This is a genomic window from uncultured Ruegeria sp. (assembly GCF_947500045.1).
In the GTDB taxonomy this organism is placed as follows: domain Bacteria; phylum Pseudomonadota; class Alphaproteobacteria; order Rhodobacterales; family Rhodobacteraceae; genus Ruegeria.
Genome location: NZ_CANMQQ010000004.1, coordinates 172,799 through 193,944 on the forward strand (window position 1 = coordinate 172,799; position 21,146 = coordinate 193,944).

Sequence of the window (21,146 nt, forward strand, 5' to 3'; positions counted from 1 at the left end):
TGCGCAAGTGTGAATTGCAAGGGTTAGCGTCAGCTTTCTTCCAGGTCCGCTGCCAGTCGGAAGCCGATGCGATTGGCCGGCTTGTTCTCGACCGTCTTGGGCAGAGCACGCAGCATCACGTTCAACTGGGTGACATGCTGGACAAGCTGGGTTTTTGCCCCCGTCGCATCCGAACCATAAAAGGTTATGATGTCCGGGTCGAAATAACCCATGCCTTCGATCCGCATCACGCCCGCATCGCCGCCGGTAAAGCCCATGGCGACCTCGTGATCGCCATCCAGCGTTTTCTCGAAATTCTGAATGTAGAGGATCAGCCGCTCATAAGCCCATTGCGCCGGGCTTTTGGTTTCAACCGGTTTTTGCAGGGGTTTTGGCAGGTCTTTGTTGCCCGACGCCGTTTCCGGATTGGCATGTACCTCGTAACACCGTGGCAAAGCTGCGGATTCTGCGGCCTCGGCCGATGTTTCGATCTTTTCCATTGCTCTACCCTTTGCGCTGATACTCCCACGCCCCGTCCGCGCGCCGCGTCCGGGTGACCACTCCAATGTGGTAGAGATGGTTCACATGTGCAACCGCCTCAACCAGCGCCAGGCCGTATTCCCCACCCTTGATGGGGCGCTTAAACAGCGGGGCAAAGCATTCCGCGGCGGTTTTGGGTTGATCGAGATCGTTCAGCAGACGTTCAAGCGCGCCGTGGTGGTTGTCGATCAACTGACGCATGCGGACTGGTAACCCTGTGAAGGGCAGTTTGTGCCCGCCCAAAACCAGATGATCGGGTCGGGAGAGCGGTCTCAGACGTTCGCAGGCCTCAAGCCAATCGGCCACCGGGTCAGCCATCGGCTCGGTCGCATAGACACCCAGATTTGAACTGATCGAGCTGAGAATCTGATCTCCGGTCAGAACCAGATTGTCGTCACGGCTCCAGAATGTGCAGTGTTCAGGTGCGTGACCATTGCCCATATGCACATCCCAGTCGCGGCCTCCCATGCGGATCACATCGCCCTGTTTGATCCGGGTAAAGCCCAGCGGCATCGGGTACACAGTGTCGGCAAAATTGAACGGACGCTCGGCCATCCTGCCAGCCAGCACATCCGCATCCATGCCAGCGCTGCGATAGTAATCCAGCGTTTCCTTTGGCCAATTCTCCTGCACGTCCAGCGTCAGCATTCGGGCGAACAGCCAAGCTGTGCGGCTGGTCACAAGCTCTGCCCCGTGCTCGGACTGGAACCAGCCCGCATTGCCGATGTGATCGGGGTGGTGGTGTGTCACAACCACCCGGCGCACTGGATTACCCGCCAGAGGTCCGGCCATCAGGGCCTGCCAAATGGCGCGTGCTTTCTTGGAAGAAAGCCCGGTATCGACAATCGTCCAACTATCGCCCTCATCCAACGCGTAGACATTCACATGATCCAGCGCCATGGGCAGCGGCAACCTGATCCACAGAACCCCTTCGGCGACCTCGATCCACTCGCCAGAAGCAGGCGGTTCTGCCCACGGATAACGCATCACTTGCGGAGCCTCGCCGTCCATCAGACCGCCAGCTCTTCGGCGCTGAGCGCATAGAGGTCATCGGCCCCGTTCTGCGCCTGCGCCAGCAAACCGGTGTATTCGGGCATCAGCGCGTTGATGTAGTACTTCGCCAGCTTGGCGCGCCGACCTTCAGGGTCGGCCAAAGCCGCAGACAGGTGGTAATGCCCGCCCAAAACCCGCGCGAAAGCCTTGAGATAGGCAGTCGCACCTGCAAACCGGTTGTTCATATCTGATTGTGCGACCAGCCATTCGGTTGTTTCCCGCAAGGATTCGGTGGCCTCCCACACCGGACCCGCGAGTTCAGGAATGGTTGCGCGGGCTTTTTCTGCCTGATCCTCGATCTCATCCAGCAGGCTCATAGCCGCCTCACCCCCGTCCATCATCTTGCGGGCCACAAGATCCATGGCCTGAATGCCATTCGTACCCTCATAGATCGCCGTGACACGCACATCGCGGTAATACTGCGCAGCCCCGGTTTCTTCGATAAAGCCCATTCCGCCATGCACCTGCACCCCGGTCTCAGACACGCGCATGCCGGTCTCGGTGCCAAAGGCCTTACAGATCGGCGTCAGCAAAGCCGCCCGCGCCGCCCAATCGGCCTCACCTGTGGCCTGCGCCATGTCGATGGATGCCGCGTTGGCCAGCATGATCGCGCGCGCAGCAAACACGTCCGCGCGCATGGACATCAGCATCCGCCTCACATCAGCATGGTCAATGATCGTACCCGAGGGCGTCTTACCCTGCTTTCGCTCCAAAGCATATTCCAGCGCGTGTTGATAAGCGCCTTCGGCCGCGCCAACACCTTCGCCACCGACGCCGAGGCGCGCGTTATTCATCATCGTGAACATCGCGGCCATACCGCCATGTTCTTTCCCGACCAGCCAACCCTTGGCCCCGTCATATTGCATCACGCAGGTCGGCGAGCCGTGGAGACCCATCTTGTGTTCCAGCGACACAACTTTCAGGTCATTGGCCACACCGGGATTGCCGTTTTCGTCGGGAATGTATTTCGGCACCAGAAACAGAGAAATCCCCTTGGTTCCCGGCACGCCATCGGGCAGACGCGCCAGCACCAGATGGCAGATGTTTTCGCAGAAATCATTGTCGCCCCAGGAAATGAAAATCTTCTGCCCGGTTACCGAGTAGGTGCCATCTCCATTGTCTTCTGCCTTGGAGGTCAGAGCCCCCACATCCGAACCAGCCTGCGCTTCGGTCAGGTTCATGGTGCCCGACCATTCACCTGCCATCATCTTGGGCAGATAAAGCGCCTTCAGCTCGTCGCTCGCATGATGCTCCAGCGCTTCAATCTGGCCTTGTGTCATCAGCGGGGCCAGTTGCAGCGACAGGCAGGCCGCGCTCATCATCTCGTTCACGGCGGTGGTCATGGTCATAGGTAGGCCCATTCCGCCATATTCGGGATCACCACTCATCCCGATCCAGCCGCCTTCGGCAATCGCCTTCCACCCCTCGGCATAGCCCGGAGAGGTCTGCAATACTCCGTTTTCCAACCGCGCAGGTTCCAGGTCACCGGGGCGCTGCAGCGGGGCCATGATTTCTTCGCACATCTTCCCGGCTTCGGTCAGAATGGCGCTGACCACATCTTCGCTGGCTTCTGAAAACTTCTCGGTCGCGGCGATCTGGTCAAAACCGATCACGTTGCGGAACAGGAATTCATAGTCTGAGATCGGGGCGCGATAGGGCATGGTTTCCCTCTAGGTCTGGCATGTTCGTTGCGTGGGGTTGGAATCCCGGCCCCACGCCGGTATTCATCTGGGCTGGCACGATTACCTACCGTTACCTGAACTGCAAGCAACCAAAACGCGGCGTCACGACCTATGACCCTTCTCGGCACGCAAGATTTATCCGCAGATTCCCAAGGCATCGCCAAGGCCGCTGACCTGCTGCGGCAGGGCCTGCTGGTCGCGTTCCCGACCGAGACTGTCTATGGCCTCGGCGGTGATGCAAGGAACGGCGACGCGGTGGCCTCGATCTATGAGGCAAAGGGACGACCCAGCTTTAACCCTCTGATCGCCCATGTCGCCTCAACCGAAACCGCGAAACGGTTCGTTGAGTGGACCGATCAGGCCGAGCTACTGGCGCAGGCATTCTGGCCCGGTCCACTGACACTGGTTCTGCCCTTGCGCTCTGACCATGGGATTTCGTCGCTGGTCACTGCCGGGCTCGATACTCTGGCGGTCCGCGTACCCGCGCATCCCACCGCGCGGGCCTTGCTGGCAGCGTTTGATGGCCCAGTGGCAGCCCCCTCGGCCAACCCTTCGGGTCAGATCAGCCCAACCACAGCGGCCCATGTCCGGGCGGGGCTTACGGGGCGCATTGCCGCGATTCTGGATGACGGGCCCTGCGGTGTCGGGCTTGAATCTACCATTGTCGGCCTGACGGGTGCCCCTGCTTTGTTGCGCCCAGGTGGTGTGGCGCTGGAACAGATCGAAGAGGTTATGCAGGCCAATCTGCATCACCATCAACCCGGTGATCTGTTGACCGCGCCGGGGCAGCTACAATCGCACTACGCGCCGGACGCACCAGTCCGCCTGAACGCAGAGTCGTGTCAAGGGGACGAGGTGTTGCTGGGATTTGGCACGGTCACCTGCGACCTGAACCTGTCTGAAAGCAGCAGCCTGCCCGAAGCCGCAGCCAATCTGTTCGCAGCGCTGCACAAGTTGAACGAAACCAGTCGTCCGATCGCCGTTTCACCGATTCCCAATCACGGGTTGGGGGCAGCCATCAACGACCGCCTGCGGCGCGCCGCAGCACCCCGCGATTAAGCGCGCCCTGCGCTGGCCGAGAGCGACAGGGGATCCACCCCAAGGGTGGCCAACGCGGCCTCCCATTTCTCATCATCGGGCACATCAAAGACCAGCTTCGAAGACGCGTCTGTCGTCAGCCAACCATTCATCGCGATCTCATCCTCAAGCTGATCCGGCCCCCAACCGGAATAGCCCAGCGTCAGCATCGAATTCAGCGGTCCTTTGCCCGTGGCCAGATCCTCGAGCACATCCAGAGTGGCGGTCATACTGAAATCATCTGCGATCTGCATCGAATGCAGGTTTGCATCATAATCCGAACTGTGCAGTACAAATCCGCGCGACATCTCAACCGGGCCACCAAACTGCACCAGACGTTCGCCCACCACCGGGATGCGGCAGGGGATGTTGAGTTGTTCCAGCAACGTCTTGATCCGCAGGTCAGAGGGTTTGTTGATGATCAGCCCCATCGCCCCGTCGTTACCATGACTGCAGATATAAACGACCGAATGCTCGAATCGCGGATCGCCCATGCCGGGCATCGCAATCAACAGTTTTCCCGTAAGGTCCATCAGCAGACATCTCTTATGCTCTGGGTTGGTCCTAGAATGACCCTGCGGAACCGGGAATGGCAAGGGATCAGCCGGGATTTCCGCGCATTTCACTGATGTGACCTGAACGTGACTTGGCATTCATGCCCGGAATGCGCATGTTCTGCATATGAAATTGCTTTGGAAATCCACCGTGGCCGCCCTGGCCACCACGCTTTGCATCGGTGCCCCTGCCCTCGCGCAAGGGGTAGACAATCTTGTGCAGCTTGAGGTGTTGGACGGTGGCAAAACCACCAATGGCACCTATCAAGGAGCTTTGCGCCTGACGCTCAAGGAAGGATGGAAGACCTATTGGCGCGCGCCTGGGGATGCGGGCATTCCACCCCAGTTTGACTGGAAGGGCTCTGGCAACATCGCGGATATCGCCATCACATGGCCCACGCCGCATGTGTTCGACCAGAACGGGTTCCGCTCGGTCGGGTATGTGGATCAGTTGGTTCTGCCGGTCGAAATCACGCCCAAGAACCCTGCGAAACCGGTACGATTACGCGGTGAGATGGATCTTGGCGTGTGCAAGGATGTTTGCGTGCCGGGCCGCTTGGACTTTGACCACACGCTGGACGCCAACGCCGGGCGCAACCCAACCATCGCTGCAGCCCTCGCCCAGCGCCCGTTTTCTGAGCGCGAGGCCGGAGTAGCAGGCGCAACATGCCATCTGACACCCACCGCCGACGGAATGCAGATCGAGGCGCATATCACCATGCCCTCGGCAGGCGGGGCCGAGTTTGCCGTGATCGAGCCGGGCAACCCGGCGCTTTGGGCGTCACAGCCCAAGACACGCCGTCAGGGCAACACACTGGTTGCCAGCTCCGAGGTCATCAGTGCCTCTGGCGGACCTTTTGCGCTGGATCGGTCCGAGGTTCGGATCACCGTGCTGGGGGCGAACCACGCGGTGGACATCAAAGGATGCAGTGCAGGCTGACCGGATGAGCCAGACCCCAAAGATTGGCGCGCTGGCCGTTGTGATACATGAAGGTCAGGCGTTGTTGGTTCAGCGCAACAAAGAACCCGATGCAGGCCTTTGGGGCTTTCCCGGCGGCCATGTCGAATGGGGTGAAACCGTTCTGGACGCCGCCGCCCGTGAACTGCGGGAAGAGACCGGTGTGATCGCCGAACCAATGTCCTATCTCGACAATCTAGACCTGCTGCTGCGTGATAGTGACGGGCAGATTCGGGCGCATTACCTACTGGTTGGTGTGGCGTGCCGCTATATCTCGGGCACGCCAATTGCAGCGGATGACGCGCGGGATGCGCAGTGGTTCCCCGTAGATCAAATCATAACCGGAGACCTTCCCATGAGCGACCGTGTGCCCGATCTGCTAAGGCTTGCAATTGCGCGATCAGGCCTTGGCGCGACCTGACAGGCGCGCATAAAACAGGCTCGACAGCAGTACACCCAACAGCAGGATCACTGTCGCGCCAGCCGCGAAGACGCCAAAACCCATCTGCAACACGCTTGGACCGTCAGCAGCTGGATAGAGTCCTGAAAGCAGCGGCAGCGGCGCGCCAGTTACCGCAGGCCAGATCATCGACGCCCCCAGCCAAGCCGCAAGCGCTGCGCCTGTTGCGCGAACTGCTGTGCGCACTGCGCGCTCTGGCGCGCGCAAGGCGCGCCGCATCGATACCATCGGGCGCGAAATGTCGTTCAGGATGGCCAGCAGCGCAGGCACCAGCAGCAAGATCAGCACCATCCCAAAACCCAACCCGTAGACCAGAGTGATCACCGTTGGTTTCAGGAACTGTGCTTGCTGCGAGCTTTCGTACATCAACGGCGTCAACCCCAGGACCGTGGTCAGCGTAGTCAACATCACCGGTCGCAACCGGTCTGCCGTGCCTTCAACAATTGACGGCACCAGCCCACGTTCCTGTTGATATCCATCGATCGTAGTCACCAGAACGATCGAGTCGTTGATGATGATCCCGGTCATTCCCAACAAGCCAACGACAGTGAACATACTCAGAGGGACTCCCCAGAGGTAATGCCCCCAGATCGCGCCCACGAGGCCAAAGGGAATGATCGCCATAACGACCAAAGGCCGCGTCCAACTGGCAAAGACCCATGCCAGAACCAAATAAATCCCCGTCAGACACAGGATCAGTCCGGTTCGCGCTTCTGTGAGGAACTCGTCCTCTTGCTCACTCAGACCTGACATGCGCCATTCGACCTGACGTTCAGCGGCAATGTTAGGCAGAATTTCTTCGCGCATGGCGCGTGCGATCTCGGCGGCCTGTACCGGGTCGTCCTCGGAAATATCGCCATTCACTGAAATCACCCGCAGGCCGTTCTCACGCCGGACGGTCGAGAAGCCCGACTTACGCTCGACCGACACAATATCGGCCAGCGGCACATAGATGCCATCAGGCGTCCGCAGCAGCGTGCGTTCCAGAAAATCGGCGGTCAGTTCGCCTTCGGGCAGTTCAACCCTGATCTCGGTGCTGCGTGGACCATCTGGGAAGGTCGCCGCCTCGATCCCGTTCAGACGGTTTCGCAGCACACGACCCAGCGTTTCGATGCGGAAGCCCAGCGCCTGGCCCTGCGCGGTCAAGTCCAGAATGAACTCTTCCTTATCATAGGCCAAATTGTCTTCAAGCGCCGAGACCTCGGAGTATTTCGAAAGCGCCAGTTGCAAATCTTCCGACGCGGATTTCAACGTGTTCACATCCGCGCCATAGAACTCGACGTCAATCGCATCGCCACCGGGACCAGAGCGCCAACCGCGGAAGCTGAGCAACTCGACCTTTGGATGACGCGGCACGAAATCCTGCAATTCACCCACAAATTCAAAGCTGGAATAAGGGCGCAGATCAGCGTCGATCAGTTCAATCGAGATACCGCCCAGCAGATCGTGATCCTTCCCATCTGCCGCGCGCAGTCCCCACCCTGCCGATCCGCCGATTTCGGCCAGAACATATTCGATGGGATTACGTCCATGACGCTCTTCGTAGATCTGGCCCAGTTCGTCGGTGGCCTGCTGGACCATGTGCATCATTTCCAGCGTCTCAGCGCGCGTGGCACCCTCGACCATGATGAAATTGCCCGTGACCGAGCCGCGTTCCGGCGCATTGAAGAATCGCCAGTTCACATCGCCCCGGATGAACAGCGCGATCTGGCTGGTTAGTATGACCACCATCAGCGCAACCACCACATAGCGCGCCCAGACCACCCATGCGACCAACGGGCGGAACAGGTGATCCCGCACCCAGCGGAAACCCTTATTCACAACGCGGTTGGGCCAGTCGTACCAATGTTCCTTGGCCGAATGCGCGATGGCATGGGCCATGTGGTTCGGCAGGATCAGGAAGCATTCAATCAAAGAGGCGATCAGAACGGCGATGACGGTGAACGGGATATCGCGGATCAGCTCTCCAAACCGGCCACCGATGGCAGTCAGGCCAAAGAAGGCAATGACCGTGGTAACAGTTGCCGCAAACACCGGCATCGCCATGCGGCGAGCGGCGCGCTCGGCGGCGACCATTGGGGCCTCACCCAGACGGCGGGCGCGGAAATCCGCATGTTCGCCCACCACGATGGCATCATCTACCACGATCCCCAACGTAATGATGAGACCAAACAGAGACACCATGTTCAGTGACAACCCGCCCAGATACATCAGTGCGATCGCCGCCGACATCGCCACCGGGATACCAGCGGCCACCCAAAAGGCGATCCGGGCATTGAGGAACAGAAAGAGCAAACAAACCACTAGGCCGAGGCCCACCAGGCCGTTGTCCACCAGAATATCCAGACGGTCAGTGATGGCCTGCGCGCGTGTGCGGATCAGCTCAACCGTGATGCCTTCGGGCAGGCTTGCCTGCATTGCGGTCACCACATCTTCGACATCGCGCTGAATTCCGATGGCATCACCGAGGTTCGACCGATCAACGCGGATCGACATCGCCGGGTTTTCGCCCACGAAATAGCTGCGGTTGCGTGTGACCCCCTCAACCCGGATCTGCGCCACATCACCCACAACCAGTTTTGAACCATCGCCAAAGTTGCGAAGGGCAATTCCTTCGATCTCTTCGGGGGTGCGTTTTTCGACGCCTGTTCGAATGCGCGCATTGGCACCCGAGACATCGCCTGCAGGGTTAGCGGTGACCTCGGCCGCGATGGCCGCTGCAATATCCGAGAGCGATATATCATTTGCGATTAGCTGCGCGGTGGGCACCTCGACCACCACGCGCGGTGCGGCCAGACCCCGGATCGTGGTGCGCGTGACGCCCGCCGCAAACAGGCGACTGATCAGCTCATCGGTAAACTTTGCCAATTGCTCGGCCTCGATGGGGCCGGTGATGACTACATCCGTCACGCGATCGCGCCAGGCCCCGCGCCGAATTGTCGGTTCTTCGGCGTCTTCGGGCAGGTTGGTGACGCTGTCGACGGCGGTCCGAACCTCCTCGACCGCGCGGGACATGTCCCAGTTAGGCTCGAACTCCAACCGGACCTGCGCCGAACCTTCGCGCGAGGTCGATTCGGTGCTGGCCACGCCTTCGACGGCCAAGAGCGCCGGTTCAAGCAACTGGATAATACCGTTGTCGACATCCTCAGGGCCTGCGCCGTCCCATTCGACATTCACATCGACACGTTCAAGGATCACGTCAGGAAAGAACTGCGCCCGCATGTTGGGGATCGCCGCAACGCCCAGCACCAGCATGACCAGCAGCAACAGATTGGCCGCTGTCCGATGTCTGGTGAAATAGCTCAGGATACCGCCTGCCGCGTTGGGAATGTCGCGGATCATAGCGCTTAGCCCCCTGCCCGGTTGTCATCAAGGCGGCGCACGAGGGCCGCGGGCACCTTTGCTTCGCTCAGTTGACCCAGAACCTGCGCCTTGTCTTTCTGCGACATCGCATTGCTGGCTTCGACTTGCGCGACAAGCTGGGCGCGCTTTTCATCCGAAAGCTCCACCATGCCCGGATCAACTTCGGCGCTGGCTTCGATCCGCAGGGGCCGTACGCGAACACCAGATCCCAGCAGAGGAGTTCGCCCGATCACGACCTCCCGGCCTTCCAGACCTTCACCGCGCAGCAGCACTTCGTCCCCCTGACGGCGGATCAGCTGTACAGCCAGAGGTTCCAGCCGATCATCCGGACCAAGCACCAATACATTGCCCGCAGCATCCAGAACCGAGGACGGCAGACGTACCACGTTATCGAGCGGCTGTTCCTCAATCGAAACGGTGACGAAATCCCCCGGCTTAAAGCCGGGCGCATCGTCGAGGCGGGCATAGATCAGACGCCCGGTCTGCCCTTCACCCGCAGCCCCGCTGTCACGACTGATCCGGCCCGTGGCGCTCAGATCCGTTCCCGTGACCTCAAGCGATACGGTGACCGGTGCCGAAATCAAGTCGCCCTGCGCATCCAGCAGCCGCACATATTGCGCAGTCGAGACCCGGAACGCGACTTCAAGCGCGTTGGGGTCAACCAACTCGGCAAGCTTTTCGTTGGCTGCAACCAGACGCCCTTCAACCAACGTGACCTCGGTCAACGTCCCGTCGAACCCGGCATGGATCGTCATGTCTTCGAGATCACGTTCGGCCCCTTCCAACGCGATGCGGGCGCGGGCGAACAAAGTAGTGGCCTGATCCACACGGGATTCTGCCTGCGCCAGGGCAATTCTGCGCGCCAGCACCGCCTGATGAGCCGATGTTGCGGCCAATTCCGCTTCCTCAGCGCTGGCAGCCGCACCAACGCCGCGCGCTTGCAGATCCTGCTGACGCTGTAGTGCCCGGTCACGCAATTCGGCCTGAGCCTCGGCTGATTTTAATTCGTCCTGCGCCAGCAGCAGCGAGCGTTCGGCATCCCGCTCTTCGAACTGCGCATCCAGCACATCGGATTTGGCGCTGTCCAGTGCCGATTGCATATCGGCCGGGTCCAACTCGACCAGCAGTTCACCCGCTGTCACGGTGCCACCATCTTCAAAATCTTCTGCCAAGGATACGACACGCCCACCCAAGGCCGCGCGCAGTTCCAATCGACGGCGGCTTTGGATCTGACCAAACGCCTCCAGATAGGGCGTGATGGTTTCCGGCTCGGCGGTGCGAACGCTGACTGCGAAGATCCGTTCCCGCGCCTCTGGGGCCTGTTTGTCCTTCGCCAGCACATCCTGCACCGCACCAGAAATCATCTGTGCGGCCACGATCAAAAGGCCCAGCGTCAGAAACGCCAGGAACACCCCAACAAGGCTTTGCCGCAGAAATCGCATCGGTTACTTACCTCGGGTCGCACATGCTGCTTTCCGCAAAGGTAGCCGGGTCGCAAAAAATGCCAAGCCACAAAGCGGTTATGATGCGTTAAACGCAGAACCAGTCTACTTCCGTCGCAGATGTTCGTCCAATCGGGGCATTATTTCCACGAAATTGCAGGGGCGGTGGCGATAATCGAACTGTTTTTCCAGAATCGCATCCCATGCGTCCTTGCAAGCCCCCGGGCTGCCCGGCAAGGCAAACAGATAGGTGCCACCCGCCACACCGCCGGTAGCGCGAGATTGAACCGCCGAGGTGCCAATCTTTTCCATCGACACGATGGTGAACACAGTTCCAAAGGCCTCAATCTCTTTTTCATAGACGTCGCGATGTGCCTCAACGGTCACATCTCGGCCCGTTAAACCGGTCCCGCCGGTCGAGATCACCACATCGATCTCGGGGTCGGCAACCCATACACGCAGCTGATTGGCAATCTGGGTGCGCTCATCCTTGATGATCTTGCGATCCGCTACTGAATGTCCCGCCTTTTCAATCCGATCCACCAGTGTCTGGCCTGATCGATCTTCGGCCAAAGAACGCGTGTCCGAGACGGTCAGAACCGCAATTCGGACCGGAATGAATTCCATGCTCTCATCAATGCGTGACATATGGCGTCAGGCCCTTTCCAAGACGGCAAGCCGAATAGCCAAAGCCGCAAATATACCGCCGGTAATCCAACCCATGATACGAGAAGCACGCGGGTTCGAGACGAGAATGCGCCCTGCTCTGCCTGCGAAGATACCGACCATCCCGTTCACTAGAACGCTGCCCGAAGCAATGATAGTGCCAAGGATCAGAAACTGCCCCAGAACCGAGCCCCGTGCGGGGTCCACGAACTGAGGGATAAAGGCCAGCACAAAAAGGATGACCTTGGGATTGGTCAGGTTCACCAGCAACCCCTCGCGGAACGCGTAATGGGCGGGCTTGGCCGGTGCATCATCCGAAACCGCCCCGTTCCGAATTGCGCCCCACGCAAGGTAAAGTAGATAGGCAACACCCATCCATCGGATCGCATCGAACAACCACGGTATCGCCGATACCACGGCACCAAGCCCAAGCCCGGCCAGCAGGACATGGACCAACAGCCCGACCGAAACGCCGAGATTGGCCAGCCACGCAGAGCGCGCGCCGGATCGCAGACCCTGGCCGAAACAGAACATCATATCGGCCCCGGGCGTGAAATTCAGCACCATTGCCGCCGGGATAAAGGCCAGCAGAGTGACCGTCTCGATCATGTTTTTACCTCGAACCAGTGCACTTTCGGGCCCAGATTTGCGACCTGTGTACGCCCGATTGTGCCGCGATAGCCCCAGCTGTCGTGGATATGGCCACAAAAGACGAAATCGGGTTGTATCCGCTCAACCGCGTCACGGACTGAGGTCGAACCGACGGACACACCCTGTGATGTCACATCGCCGTATCCTTTTGGCGGGGAATGCACGATCAGAATATCTGCAGCTTCACAGCGATCCAGCAGCTCTGCCGCTTCGGATTCGGTCAAATCACAGGACCAATCGCCAAAAGGCGTCGCCGGAACACCGTAGCCAAGCCCAAACAGGCGCAAACCATCCAGTGTCATACCCGTACCATGCAGAACATGTGCGCCATCAGGTGCGGCGGCGGTCAGTTCCTCGGCGCTTTCGGCATTGCCGGGCACAAGAACCAGCGGGGCAGCGATGCCCGACAGCATCTGCATTGCCTCATCCAGACCCTGCCGCGTATTGCAGAAATCTCCGGCGCCGATGACCAGATCGGCCTCGGTGCTGGCGGCAACCAAATCGGCTGCGCGGCTGCGTGCCATATGCAGGTCGGAAAACGCCAGAACCTTCATGATCCGGCCCCCAAACGCGCTTTTAACTCCAGCAGATCGGCCCAGGCCTGCCGTTTCATCTGCGGTTGGCGCAGCAGGTAGGCAGGGTGGATCATCGGGATGACCGGTAGGCTCAGCGCTTGATCCCATTGCCCGCGTAGCCGTGTTATGCCGCGTTTGCCCAGCACGGCCTGACAGCTAATATTGCCCATCACGACCAGAACCTCAGGCTTGGCCAGCGCCACGTGGCGTTCAAGAAACGGCTTCATCATACCAATCTCTTCCGGCTTGGGGTCGCGGTTCTGCGGAGGCCGCCAGGGCAGCACATTGGTGATGTAGACGTCCTTGCGGCGATCCAGCTCAATCGCCGCCAGCATCCGGTCCAGCAACTGCCCGGCGCGCCCGACAAAGGGCTTGCCTTCGCGATCCTCATCGCGGCCGGGTGCTTCACCTATGATCATCACCCGTGCGCCGGGCGTACCATCCGCAAACACCAACTGGCGCGCACCGCGTTTGAGGTCACACAGGTCGAACGCATCCATCGCAGTGCGCAAATCGGTCAGCGATCCGGCGGCTTTCGCCGCCTGCTGCGCAGCCGCAGTGGCGTCGACCGATTCTGGTTTCTTCGCAGGCTCAGCCGCAGTGGGCTTTTTCACTTTGGGCGCTTTGTCCGGCAACGCAAAACGGTCGATCGGCGCATCCGCGATCGCATCCGTTGCGCCCAGCTCGATCTGCCATTCCAGCAGTGCGCGCGCGCTGTGATAATCCAAGCCCGATTCCATAGCCCTCAATCTAACCGGCTTTTGTCCGAGGGAAAGCGAATAGAACTTGCCAGAACCCATTCACGGGACGACGATACCAATATTCATGCTGTTAATCCTGCGAATCCTTCTGGTCGGACTGTTGCTGATCTTGGTCAGCGATCCCGTTCAGGCGAGCTTTCTCGACCGAAACGGGCAATGCCGACCCGGTCAATTGCAATGTGGTCGGGGGTGTTGCCCTGCTGGCCAGCGCTGCAGCTTTGATGGGCGCTGTATCCCACCGGGGCACACCTATTGCGGCGGCGGGCGCACCTGCGGCCCGTTCGAGCGCTGCGTAGCAGGCGGCACGCGTTGCGCGCCTGCAGGGTTAAACAAATGCACCTCGCGGCTGGATTGCCCCGGCGACAGCTTTTGTAACGGGCGTGGGGAGTGCGAGCGCAACTCACCGGATTTCAATCCCGGCCCTGCCGTCACATGCAAGGATGGCCTGACCTGCGGACCCGGTTCCTCCTGCCTGCCTGGTGGCGGATGTTCGCGTCCGGGATGGTTTTTATGCGAAGAAACCGGCTCGCAATGCCGCCCTGGGTTCAAATGTTCGGCCCATCAGGGCTGCGTACCGGTCAAGGCCATTGATTGCGGCTATGGAAAGTGGTGCAAACCCGGTGAGCAATGCCTGCCCGAAGGCGGATGCGCAAATCTGCCTGAAGGGTCGGAACCTTAGGTTGCCTTGGGCCACGCGGCTTTCTATAAGCAGGCCGATTGTCCGACAGGAGCCAGCCCATGCGTTTCGCCCATCGTCACCTTCTTGGCATCGAGCATCTGTCGCAATCCGATATCACTGCCATCCTCGATCTGGCCGAGACATATGTCGATCTGAACCGGCAATCGGACAAGCATTCCGACGTGCTGTCAGGGCTCACTCAGATCAATATGTTTTTTGAAAACTCCACCCGTACGCAAGCCAGTTTTGAGCTGGCGGGCAAACGGTTAGGTGCGGATGTGATGAACATGGCGATGCAGGCCAGTTCGATCAAAAAGGGTGAAACGCTGATTGATACGGCGATGACCCTGAATGCGATGCACCCCGACCTGTTGGTGGTGCGCCATCCCCATTCCGGCGCGGTGGACCTGCTGGCGCAGAAGGTGAATTGCGCCGTGCTGAACGCGGGCGACGGGCGGCATGAGCACCCGACGCAAGCCCTGCTGGACGCGCTGACCATCCGCCGGGCCAAGGGTCGTCTGCACCGTCTGAACATCGCGATCTGCGGGGATGTGGCACATTCGCGCGTTGCACGCTCGAACCTGATCCTGTTGGGCAAGATGGAAAACCGCATTCGCCTGATCGGGCCCCCAACGCTGGTGCCTTCGCAATTTGCGGATTTCGGGGCCGAAATCTATGACGACATGAATGAAGGCCTTCAAGACGTCGATGTCGTGATGATGCTGCGCCTTCAAAAAGAGCGGATGGATGGCGGGTTCATCCCGTCGGAACGCGAATATTATCATCGCTACGGGCTGGACGCCGCGAAGCTGGCGCTTGCCAAGCCCGATGCCATCGTCATGCATCCCGGCCCCATGAACCGCGGGGTCGAGATCGACGGCACCCTGGCCGACGACATCAACCGATCCGTTATTCAGGAGCAGGTCGAGATGGGCGTGGCCGTCCGGATGGCTGCCATGGATCTATTGGCCCGCAACGTGCGAGAGGCCGCATGAGCGATCTGACCATCGCCCCAAACGAACGCGGCGTAATCCGCCTGTTCGCGCTGGATATGCGCCCGGAAGAGGCAAGGTTCCTGCGTGAACCGGGGGCTGCCGCTCAGGTGTTGGGGGTTGACGAGCTGGACCCCGAACAAATCGATATTTTCCCCGTGGCCGACCTCGAAGATCTGGGGCTCTATGGTTATCTGAACGAAGGCTGTGGCGTATCGGAAGACCAATTGGACCGCACGCGGCTTAAGGCTATCGAAGGTTGGGTGATGGTCTTGCGCAGCGCCGCGTTTCAAGGGCACCCAGCAAATCTTGCGCTAGATCCCCGTGTGCGCCTGCTGGGCCTGTTCACCGAAGAGGCCACCAACTGGACCGGCGGCCCGATCGAGACCGAAAGCGCCAAACCGTTCTCTGCCCCTCAACCCCCGCCAACCAATAACGAACCCCGGCGCATCGGATCATCCGTCATCGCTTTGCTGATCCTGATTGTCGTAGGAGGTGCCCTGTGGCTGATCCTGTGATCTTTACCCCTGACAGGGGCGCCTATATCCGCACCAATGCATGGCTGGCTGCCTTTGCGATGACCGGCGCGATGGTGGTGCTGTGGCTGATCGGAAACGCCTATATCTGGACCGGCGCGCCGGCCGGTCTGGCCGCGATTGGCATCCGGGCATGGTATCTGGCCTCGGAAGAACTGACTGCCACGTGGGAGATGACTGACACGACCCTCACCGGTCCGGGCCCGCGCAAAGTGGCGCTGAAGCAGATCCAGTCGGTCAACACGATGGGCAGTTTTGTTCAAATCGTTACCACAAGCGGCGACAAGCACTTGATCAAATACCAGGCCGATCCGGCCGCCACCAAAGCCGCAGTCGAAAGGGCCATGGCATGAGCAACTTGATCTTCACCAACGCTCGCCTGATTGATCCTGAGGCTGGCACGGACGGCATCGGCTGGTTGCAAGTCAACGATGGCCGGATCGCGGCGCGCGGCGAAGGCAAAGCTCCGAACTCTGATGCATCTGTCATCGACTGCGGTGGCCAGTGCCTTGCCCCAGGCATCGTCGATATTGGCGTCAAGGTCTGCGAGCCCGGTGAACGGCACAAGGAAAGCTATAAGTCTGCCGGACTGGCTGCAGCGGCCGGGGGCGTGACAACCATCGTTACCCGCCCCGATACGCTGCCTGCAGTGGACACGCCCGAAACGATGGAATTCGCAACCCGACGGGCACAGGCGGATGCGCCTGTCAACGTCTTGCCGATGGCCGCCCTGACCAAAGGGCGAGAAGGGCGCGAGATGACCGAGATCGGGTTCCTGCAGGATGCGGGTGCCGTGGCCTTTACCGATTGCGATCACGTCGTCAGCAACACCAAGGTGTTTGTACGTGCATTAACCTACGCGCGGTCCTGCGACGCATTGGTTATTGCCCACCCGCAAGAGCCGGGGCTCAGCAACGGCGCGGCGGCGACCAGTGGTAAATTCGCCGCTTTGCGAGGGTTACCAACAGTCTCGCCCATGGCCGAGCGCATGGGGCTGGACCGCGATATCGCCCTGCTGGAGATGACAGGGGCAGCCTACCATGCCGACCAGATCACCACCGCGCGCGCTCTGCCCGCGCTGGAGCGTGCCAAGCGGAACGGGCTGGATATCACGGCCGGAACCTCGATCCACCATCTGACGCTGAATGAGCTGGATGTGGCGGACTATCGCACTTTCTTCAAAGTGAAACCTCCACTGCGTTCTGAAGACGATCGACAGGCCGTAATTGAAGCAGTGCGCAGCGGCTTGATCGACACCATCAGTTCCATGCACACCCCGCAAGACGAAGAAAGCAAGCGTCTGCCCTTTGAAGAGGCGGCCTCGGGCGCAGTCGCACTAGAAACGCTGCTGCCTGCGGCGCTGCGGCTGTATCATTCCGACCAGCTGGACTTGCCGACACTGTTCCGCGCCATGGCCCTGAACCCGGCCAAACGGCTGGGGCTGGATAGTGGCCGCCTGACAGAGGGAGCGCCCGCTGATCTGGTGCTATTCGACCCGGATGTTCCCTTTGTTCTGGACCGTTTCACACTGAAATCAAAATCGCAGAACACACCGTTTGACGGCCAGCGGATGCAAGGTAAGGTCACCGCAACCTATGTCGCTGGACAAGAAGTCTACCGGAGAGCCTGATGCCCCTGATTGACAGCACGATAACTCAGCTCATCTTGTGGGCCGCGCTGGGCTACCTGATCGGATCCATCCCGTTTGGCATGATCGTCGCGCGCGTGATGGGGCTGGGAAATCTGCGGCAGATCGGTTCAGGTAATATCGGTGCGACCAATGTCTTGCGCACCGGGAACAAAGCGGCGGCAGCGTTGACCTTGTTTTTTGATGCCGCCAAAGGGGCTGTGGCCGTTCTGCTGGCAGGTGCGCTGGCTGGTGAAGATGCCGCACAGATTGCAGCGCTTGCCGCATTTCTGGGGCATTGCTTTCCGGTTTGGCTGGGCTTCAAAGGCGGGAAAGGCGTGGCAACCTTTCTGGGCCTGTGGCTCGCGCTGGACTGGCGCGTCGGGATTGCCTGCTGTTTGACCTGGCTGGTGGCGGCGCTGATCTGGCGCATATCGTCAGTTGGCGCGTTGGCTGCTGCTGCGTTGTCAACCACTTGGATTATGGTCCTGACAGATGGCAGTACCTTTATCCTTGGAATTATTCTGACTCTTTTGGTCTATTGGCGGCACAGCGCCAACCTTGTGCGGATCAAGGCAGGAACTGAGCCGAAAATCGGAAAATCGTGACTGCGCCCGACGCTTTTCTGGATGCAATAAATAGCTTGCCTACGGGCACATTCACCGGGACTGCCCGGCAATCTAGATATGTGGTTTCCCACCAGATCATGGCGGGCGGGAAGTCTCACAAGCTGGTGGCGCACCAACTGGGCGGTCCCGACTACATCAGCCTGAACCTTTACCTTACGAAGAATAGCGGCGCGTTGCTGCGCCCCTGCGAAATGCCCGCTGAAAAAGTGGTGACATTTGTTCTTGCGCTAGTTCCCGACGTGCAGAAATGAACATCCAGTATTTGTGACCGCACAATCACAATTGATTGCTTTGAACGTGAACAGGCCACTGCCCAACTGAGATTTTGTGACGACCAATTGTAGGCGTCGCGACAATCAAATCCGGTTCGCCCGGGCAAAATTACGGTGCTCTCAAGCGAGCCTATTCACGAAAGGTGAAGTCATGAACAAGTTCAAATCCATCATCAGCGGTGTTGCGCTGTCCGTTGCCATTGCAAGCTCGGCTATGGCCGCTGGCGTCGAAATCAACGCAAGCTCGACAGGTCTGGCAATGCAGGGTTATGACCCGGTCGCCTATTTCACCGCAGGTGAGGCCACAAAAGGTGACTACAAAATTACCACGCTGCACAACGACGCGCTGTACCGTTTCTCCTCCGAAGAAAACAAAGTGGCATTTGAGGCAAACCCAGAGGCGTACCTGCCTGCATATGGTGGCTACTGCGCCTTCGGTACCGCGATGGGCTTCAAGTTCGACGGTGACCCGAACTACTGGAAAATCGTCGACAACAAGCTGTACTTGAATCTGTCGAAAGACATTCAGGAGCGTTGGGAAGGCGACATCCCGGGCTTTGTTGAGCAAGCAAGCGCGAAGTGGGACGATATCGCTGACAAGGACCCCGCTGAACTGCAGCAATAACTCGCTGAAAATACCTTTTTACATCGGCGGCAGATCGTATCTGCCGCCGATTGTCGTTTGAAGGTGCCTTGTTGCGACCTATCTAAAACGAAAGACAAGCTCCCAAATTGAATGGGCCAGCGCCGTCAATATCGGCCACACAAAATCGGTTCGGAATAGACAAAACATCACTGATCCGGCCAGGGGGTCGGACCGTGGTTTCTAGCGTGGGGCTGTCGACAAACAGGCGCGGCAGCAGATTTCGACCAGAAGGAAATAGACGATGACAGGAAAATTGGCACTGCTCGCGTCAGTCGCGACATTGGCAGCAGGATCCGCGATGGCGCAATCTTCAGGCAACTGGACCGGTTTCTATGGCGGTGCACAGATCGGGTACGCTGACATCGACACCAACGTCTCAGGCGTGGACGGGGATGGCGCGATTGGCGGTATTCTCCTTGGATATGATTATGATCTGGGCGACTGGGTTGTCGGTGGCGGCTTCGATTATGATTGGAGCGACATCGATCTCTCAAGCACCGCCACAGTCGAGAAGGTTTGGCGGGTCAAGGCGCGCGCGGGCTACAAGGTGAACCCGCAGGGTCTGCTATACGGGACCGCCGGATATGCCGATGCGGATACAGATAACCTGGGCAGCGACAATGGTTGGTTCATTGGCGCGGGCTATGAACAGATTGTTGCCCCCAATATCAGCGTCGGTGGCGAGCTTCTGTATCATGAGTTTGACGACTTCAACTCTTCGGGCGTTGATGTAGATGCAACGACGCTCCAGCTTCGCGTCGCGTATCGGTTCTGAGGGTTTGTTACGGGCCCGGCAGTTTGTGCCGGGCCTTGTCGATCATGGAACCAGAATTGTACTGCCGGTGGTCTGCCGCGCTTCGAGCGCGCGATGGGCATCCGCGATCTGATCCATCGGAAATTCCTGGTCGACATGGATCTTGACCTCGCGCCCGTCCACTTTGCCAAACAGACGCCGCGCCATCGCCTGGCAGGTTGCGTGATCCGAGATATGGGTGAACAGGGTCGGACGTGTGATTTTCAATGATCCCCGTTGCGCAAGCATTCCCAAATCGACAGGTGGTACTGGCCCCGAGGCATTGCCAAACGAGATCATCATGCCCAAGGGTTTCAGGCAATCCAGCGATCCCTCGAACGTGTCCGCGCCGATGGAGTCCATCACCACATCAACCCCTTTGCCTCCGGTAATCTCAGTGACACGTTCAACAAAATTTTCTGCTCGATAGTTAATGCAATGCGCCGCGCCATTGAATTGCGCCAGGCTACATTTCTCATCCGTTCCGGCGGTGCCGATCAGCTTGATCCCTTCGGATTTCGCCCATTGGCAGGCGATCAGACCAACCCCCCCGGCGGCGGCATGGAACAGCACGGTATCGCCGCGCCGAAGCGGGGTCGTGCGGTGAAACAGGTATTCGACCGTCATGCCTTTTAGCATCATGGCCGCAGCAGTGCGGAATGAGATACTTTCGGGCAACGGGCAAACCTGAGCGGCAGGCATAACGCGTGCTTCAGAATAAGCACCCGGCGGTCCAGCCGCATAAGCAGCACGCTGACCTGGTGTTAGGTGTGTGACACCCTCGCCCACAGCCTCGATCACACCCGCCGCCTCCATCCCCAACGCATGGGGCAGATCCATTGGATAAAGGCCGGTGCGCTGATACACATCAATGAAATTCAAACCGCAGGCATGATGGCGAATGCGCACCTCTCCCGGTCCCGGTTCCCCCAGCGGGCGATCCTCGATCCGTAAGACCTCTGGTCCGCCGTGTTCGTGAATGACGACTGTGCGCGCCGTTTGCTGCATGATACCCTCCGTTGCCTGTTGAAACCAAGCTAACATGCCTGATCGGCAGGGCAATCTTTGTGATCTCATAACGGTGATCAGGCAAAACTTCGCAAAATATGTTATAGTGCCGACAGACGTTGTGAATGGGCAGACGTTGCCGGCTGATCCGGTCACGCGAATTTGCCACACCGGATACATCCCGCGGCGCACCCACGCCAGAA

23 protein-coding genes are annotated in these 21,146 nt (G+C 59.4%); 12 read left to right on the top strand and 11 right to left on the bottom strand.

The window, feature by feature from the left end; all coding sequences use genetic code 11:
- Positions 1-29 precede the first annotated feature (29 nt).
- From Q1B46_RS08955 to Q1B46_RS08965, 3 genes are read right to left on the bottom strand one after another with little or no spacing between them, the layout of a single operon-like run.
- Positions 30-479: a DUF6173 family protein gene (locus Q1B46_RS08955; protein ID WP_299662834.1), complete on the bottom strand. Its 450-nt coding sequence runs from the start codon at positions 477-479 to the stop codon at positions 30-32.
- 4 nt (positions 480-483) lie between these two features.
- Positions 484-1,530 (bottom strand): MBL fold metallo-hydrolase, encoded by a 1,047-nt coding sequence (locus tag Q1B46_RS08960; protein ID WP_299947106.1) that lies wholly within the window; start codon positions 1,528-1,530, stop codon positions 484-486.
- Positions 1,530-3,233: an acyl-CoA dehydrogenase gene (locus Q1B46_RS08965; protein ID WP_299947108.1), complete on the bottom strand. Its 1,704-nt coding sequence runs from the start codon at positions 3,231-3,233 to the stop codon at positions 1,530-1,532. The genes Q1B46_RS08960 and Q1B46_RS08965 overlap by 1 nt, the downstream gene beginning before the upstream one ends.
- Positions 3,234-3,365: 132 nt before the next feature.
- Between Q1B46_RS08965 and Q1B46_RS08970 the strand changes: the two genes are divergently transcribed.
- Positions 3,366-4,313 (top strand): L-threonylcarbamoyladenylate synthase, encoded by a 948-nt coding sequence (locus Q1B46_RS08970; RefSeq protein WP_299947124.1) that lies wholly within the window; start codon positions 3,366-3,368, stop codon positions 4,311-4,313.
- Here the strand turns inward: Q1B46_RS08970 and Q1B46_RS08975 are convergent.
- Positions 4,310-4,864, bottom strand: a complete 555-nt coding sequence (locus tag Q1B46_RS08975; RefSeq protein WP_299662829.1) for a YqgE/AlgH family protein — start codon at positions 4,862-4,864, stop codon at positions 4,310-4,312. The two genes, Q1B46_RS08970 and Q1B46_RS08975, sit on opposite strands and share 4 nt — an antisense overlap.
- Before the next feature lie 148 nt (positions 4,865-5,012).
- Between Q1B46_RS08975 and Q1B46_RS08980 the strand changes: the two genes are divergently transcribed.
- Positions 5,013-5,825: a protein-disulfide reductase DsbD domain-containing protein gene (locus Q1B46_RS08980; RefSeq protein WP_299947126.1), complete on the top strand. Its 813-nt coding sequence runs from the start codon at positions 5,013-5,015 to the stop codon at positions 5,823-5,825.
- 4 nt (positions 5,826-5,829) lie between these two features.
- Positions 5,830-6,264 (top strand): NUDIX hydrolase, encoded by a 435-nt coding sequence (locus Q1B46_RS08985; RefSeq protein WP_299947128.1) that lies wholly within the window; start codon positions 5,830-5,832, stop codon positions 6,262-6,264.
- On the opposite strand, the gene Q1B46_RS08990 is transcribed toward Q1B46_RS08985, so the two are convergent.
- The 6 genes from Q1B46_RS08990 to Q1B46_RS09015 form a co-directional block, all read right to left on the bottom strand.
- On the bottom strand, positions 6,244-9,645 hold the full coding sequence (locus tag Q1B46_RS08990; RefSeq protein WP_299947131.1) for an efflux RND transporter permease subunit: 3,402 nt from the start codon (positions 9,643-9,645) through the stop codon (positions 6,244-6,246). The genes Q1B46_RS08985 and Q1B46_RS08990 overlap by 21 nt on opposite strands.
- A gap of 5 nt (positions 9,646-9,650) precedes the next feature.
- A complete protein-coding gene (locus Q1B46_RS08995) occupies positions 9,651-11,108 on the bottom strand; it encodes an HlyD family efflux transporter periplasmic adaptor subunit (protein WP_299947133.1) in 1,458 nt (485 codons plus the stop codon).
- Positions 11,109-11,213: 105 nt separating this feature from the next.
- Positions 11,214-11,756: a molybdenum cofactor biosynthesis protein B gene (moaB, locus tag Q1B46_RS09000; RefSeq protein ID WP_299947134.1), complete on the bottom strand. Its 543-nt coding sequence runs from the start codon at positions 11,754-11,756 to the stop codon at positions 11,214-11,216.
- A 6-nt stretch (positions 11,757-11,762) separates the two neighbouring features.
- Positions 11,763-12,383 carry a LysE family translocator gene (locus Q1B46_RS09005; protein WP_299947136.1) on the bottom strand — a complete coding sequence of 207 codons (621 nt, stop codon included), beginning with the start codon at positions 12,381-12,383 and terminating at the stop codon, positions 11,763-11,765.
- Positions 12,380-12,979, bottom strand: a complete 600-nt coding sequence (locus Q1B46_RS09010; protein WP_299947138.1) for a metallophosphoesterase family protein — start codon at positions 12,977-12,979, stop codon at positions 12,380-12,382. The genes Q1B46_RS09005 and Q1B46_RS09010 overlap by 4 nt, the downstream gene beginning before the upstream one ends.
- The gene (locus Q1B46_RS09015; RefSeq protein WP_299947140.1) at positions 12,976-13,740 is read right to left on the bottom strand and encodes a uracil-DNA glycosylase; all 765 of its coding nucleotides are present in this window, start codon (positions 13,738-13,740) and stop codon (positions 12,976-12,978) included. Before Q1B46_RS09015 ends, Q1B46_RS09010 begins: the two co-directional genes overlap by 4 nt.
- Positions 13,741-13,825: 85 nt before the next feature.
- Here Q1B46_RS09015 and Q1B46_RS09020 point away from each other — a divergent pair, with 85 nt between their 5' ends.
- From Q1B46_RS09020 to Q1B46_RS09060, 9 genes are all read left to right on the top strand, one after another.
- Positions 13,826-14,440, top strand: coding sequence for a scavenger receptor class F, member 2 (locus tag Q1B46_RS09020; RefSeq protein WP_299947142.1), 615 nt, complete (start codon positions 13,826-13,828; stop codon positions 14,438-14,440).
- Between the two features lie 59 nt (positions 14,441-14,499).
- Positions 14,500-15,435: an aspartate carbamoyltransferase catalytic subunit gene (locus Q1B46_RS09025; protein WP_299947144.1), complete on the top strand. Its 936-nt coding sequence runs from the start codon at positions 14,500-14,502 to the stop codon at positions 15,433-15,435.
- Positions 15,432-15,950, top strand: coding sequence for a hypothetical protein (locus Q1B46_RS09030; protein WP_299947146.1), 519 nt, complete (start codon positions 15,432-15,434; stop codon positions 15,948-15,950). The genes Q1B46_RS09025 and Q1B46_RS09030 overlap by 4 nt, the downstream gene beginning before the upstream one ends.
- Positions 15,935-16,321 carry a hypothetical protein gene (locus Q1B46_RS09035; RefSeq protein WP_299947148.1) on the top strand — a complete coding sequence of 129 codons (387 nt, stop codon included), beginning with the start codon at positions 15,935-15,937 and terminating at the stop codon, positions 16,319-16,321. Before Q1B46_RS09030 ends, Q1B46_RS09035 begins: the two co-directional genes overlap by 16 nt.
- Positions 16,318-17,598 carry a dihydroorotase gene (pyrC, locus tag Q1B46_RS09040; protein WP_299947150.1) on the top strand — a complete coding sequence of 427 codons (1,281 nt, stop codon included), beginning with the start codon at positions 16,318-16,320 and terminating at the stop codon, positions 17,596-17,598. The genes Q1B46_RS09035 and pyrC overlap by 4 nt, the downstream gene beginning before the upstream one ends.
- Complete coding sequence (gene plsY, locus Q1B46_RS09045) at positions 17,598-18,203, top strand: glycerol-3-phosphate 1-O-acyltransferase PlsY (RefSeq protein WP_299662803.1); 606 nt, start codon at positions 17,598-17,600, stop codon at positions 18,201-18,203. The genes pyrC and plsY overlap by 1 nt, the downstream gene beginning before the upstream one ends.
- Complete coding sequence (locus tag Q1B46_RS09050; RefSeq protein ID WP_299947153.1) at positions 18,200-18,475, top strand: hypothetical protein; 276 nt, start codon at positions 18,200-18,202, stop codon at positions 18,473-18,475. Before plsY ends, Q1B46_RS09050 begins: the two co-directional genes overlap by 4 nt.
- A gap of 172 nt (positions 18,476-18,647) precedes the next feature.
- Positions 18,648-19,121, top strand: coding sequence for a YHS domain-containing (seleno)protein (locus Q1B46_RS09055; protein ID WP_299662799.1), 474 nt, complete (start codon positions 18,648-18,650; stop codon positions 19,119-19,121).
- A 262-nt stretch (positions 19,122-19,383) separates the two neighbouring features.
- Positions 19,384-19,917, top strand: a complete 534-nt coding sequence (locus Q1B46_RS09060) for a porin family protein (RefSeq protein ID WP_299947155.1) — start codon at positions 19,384-19,386, stop codon at positions 19,915-19,917.
- A 42-nt stretch (positions 19,918-19,959) separates the two neighbouring features.
- Here Q1B46_RS09060 and Q1B46_RS09065 read toward each other — a convergent pair whose 3' ends face one another.
- The gene (locus Q1B46_RS09065) at positions 19,960-20,943 is read right to left on the bottom strand and encodes a quinone oxidoreductase (protein WP_299947157.1); all 984 of its coding nucleotides are present in this window, start codon (positions 20,941-20,943) and stop codon (positions 19,960-19,962) included.
- Positions 20,944-21,146: the final 203 nt, after the last annotated feature.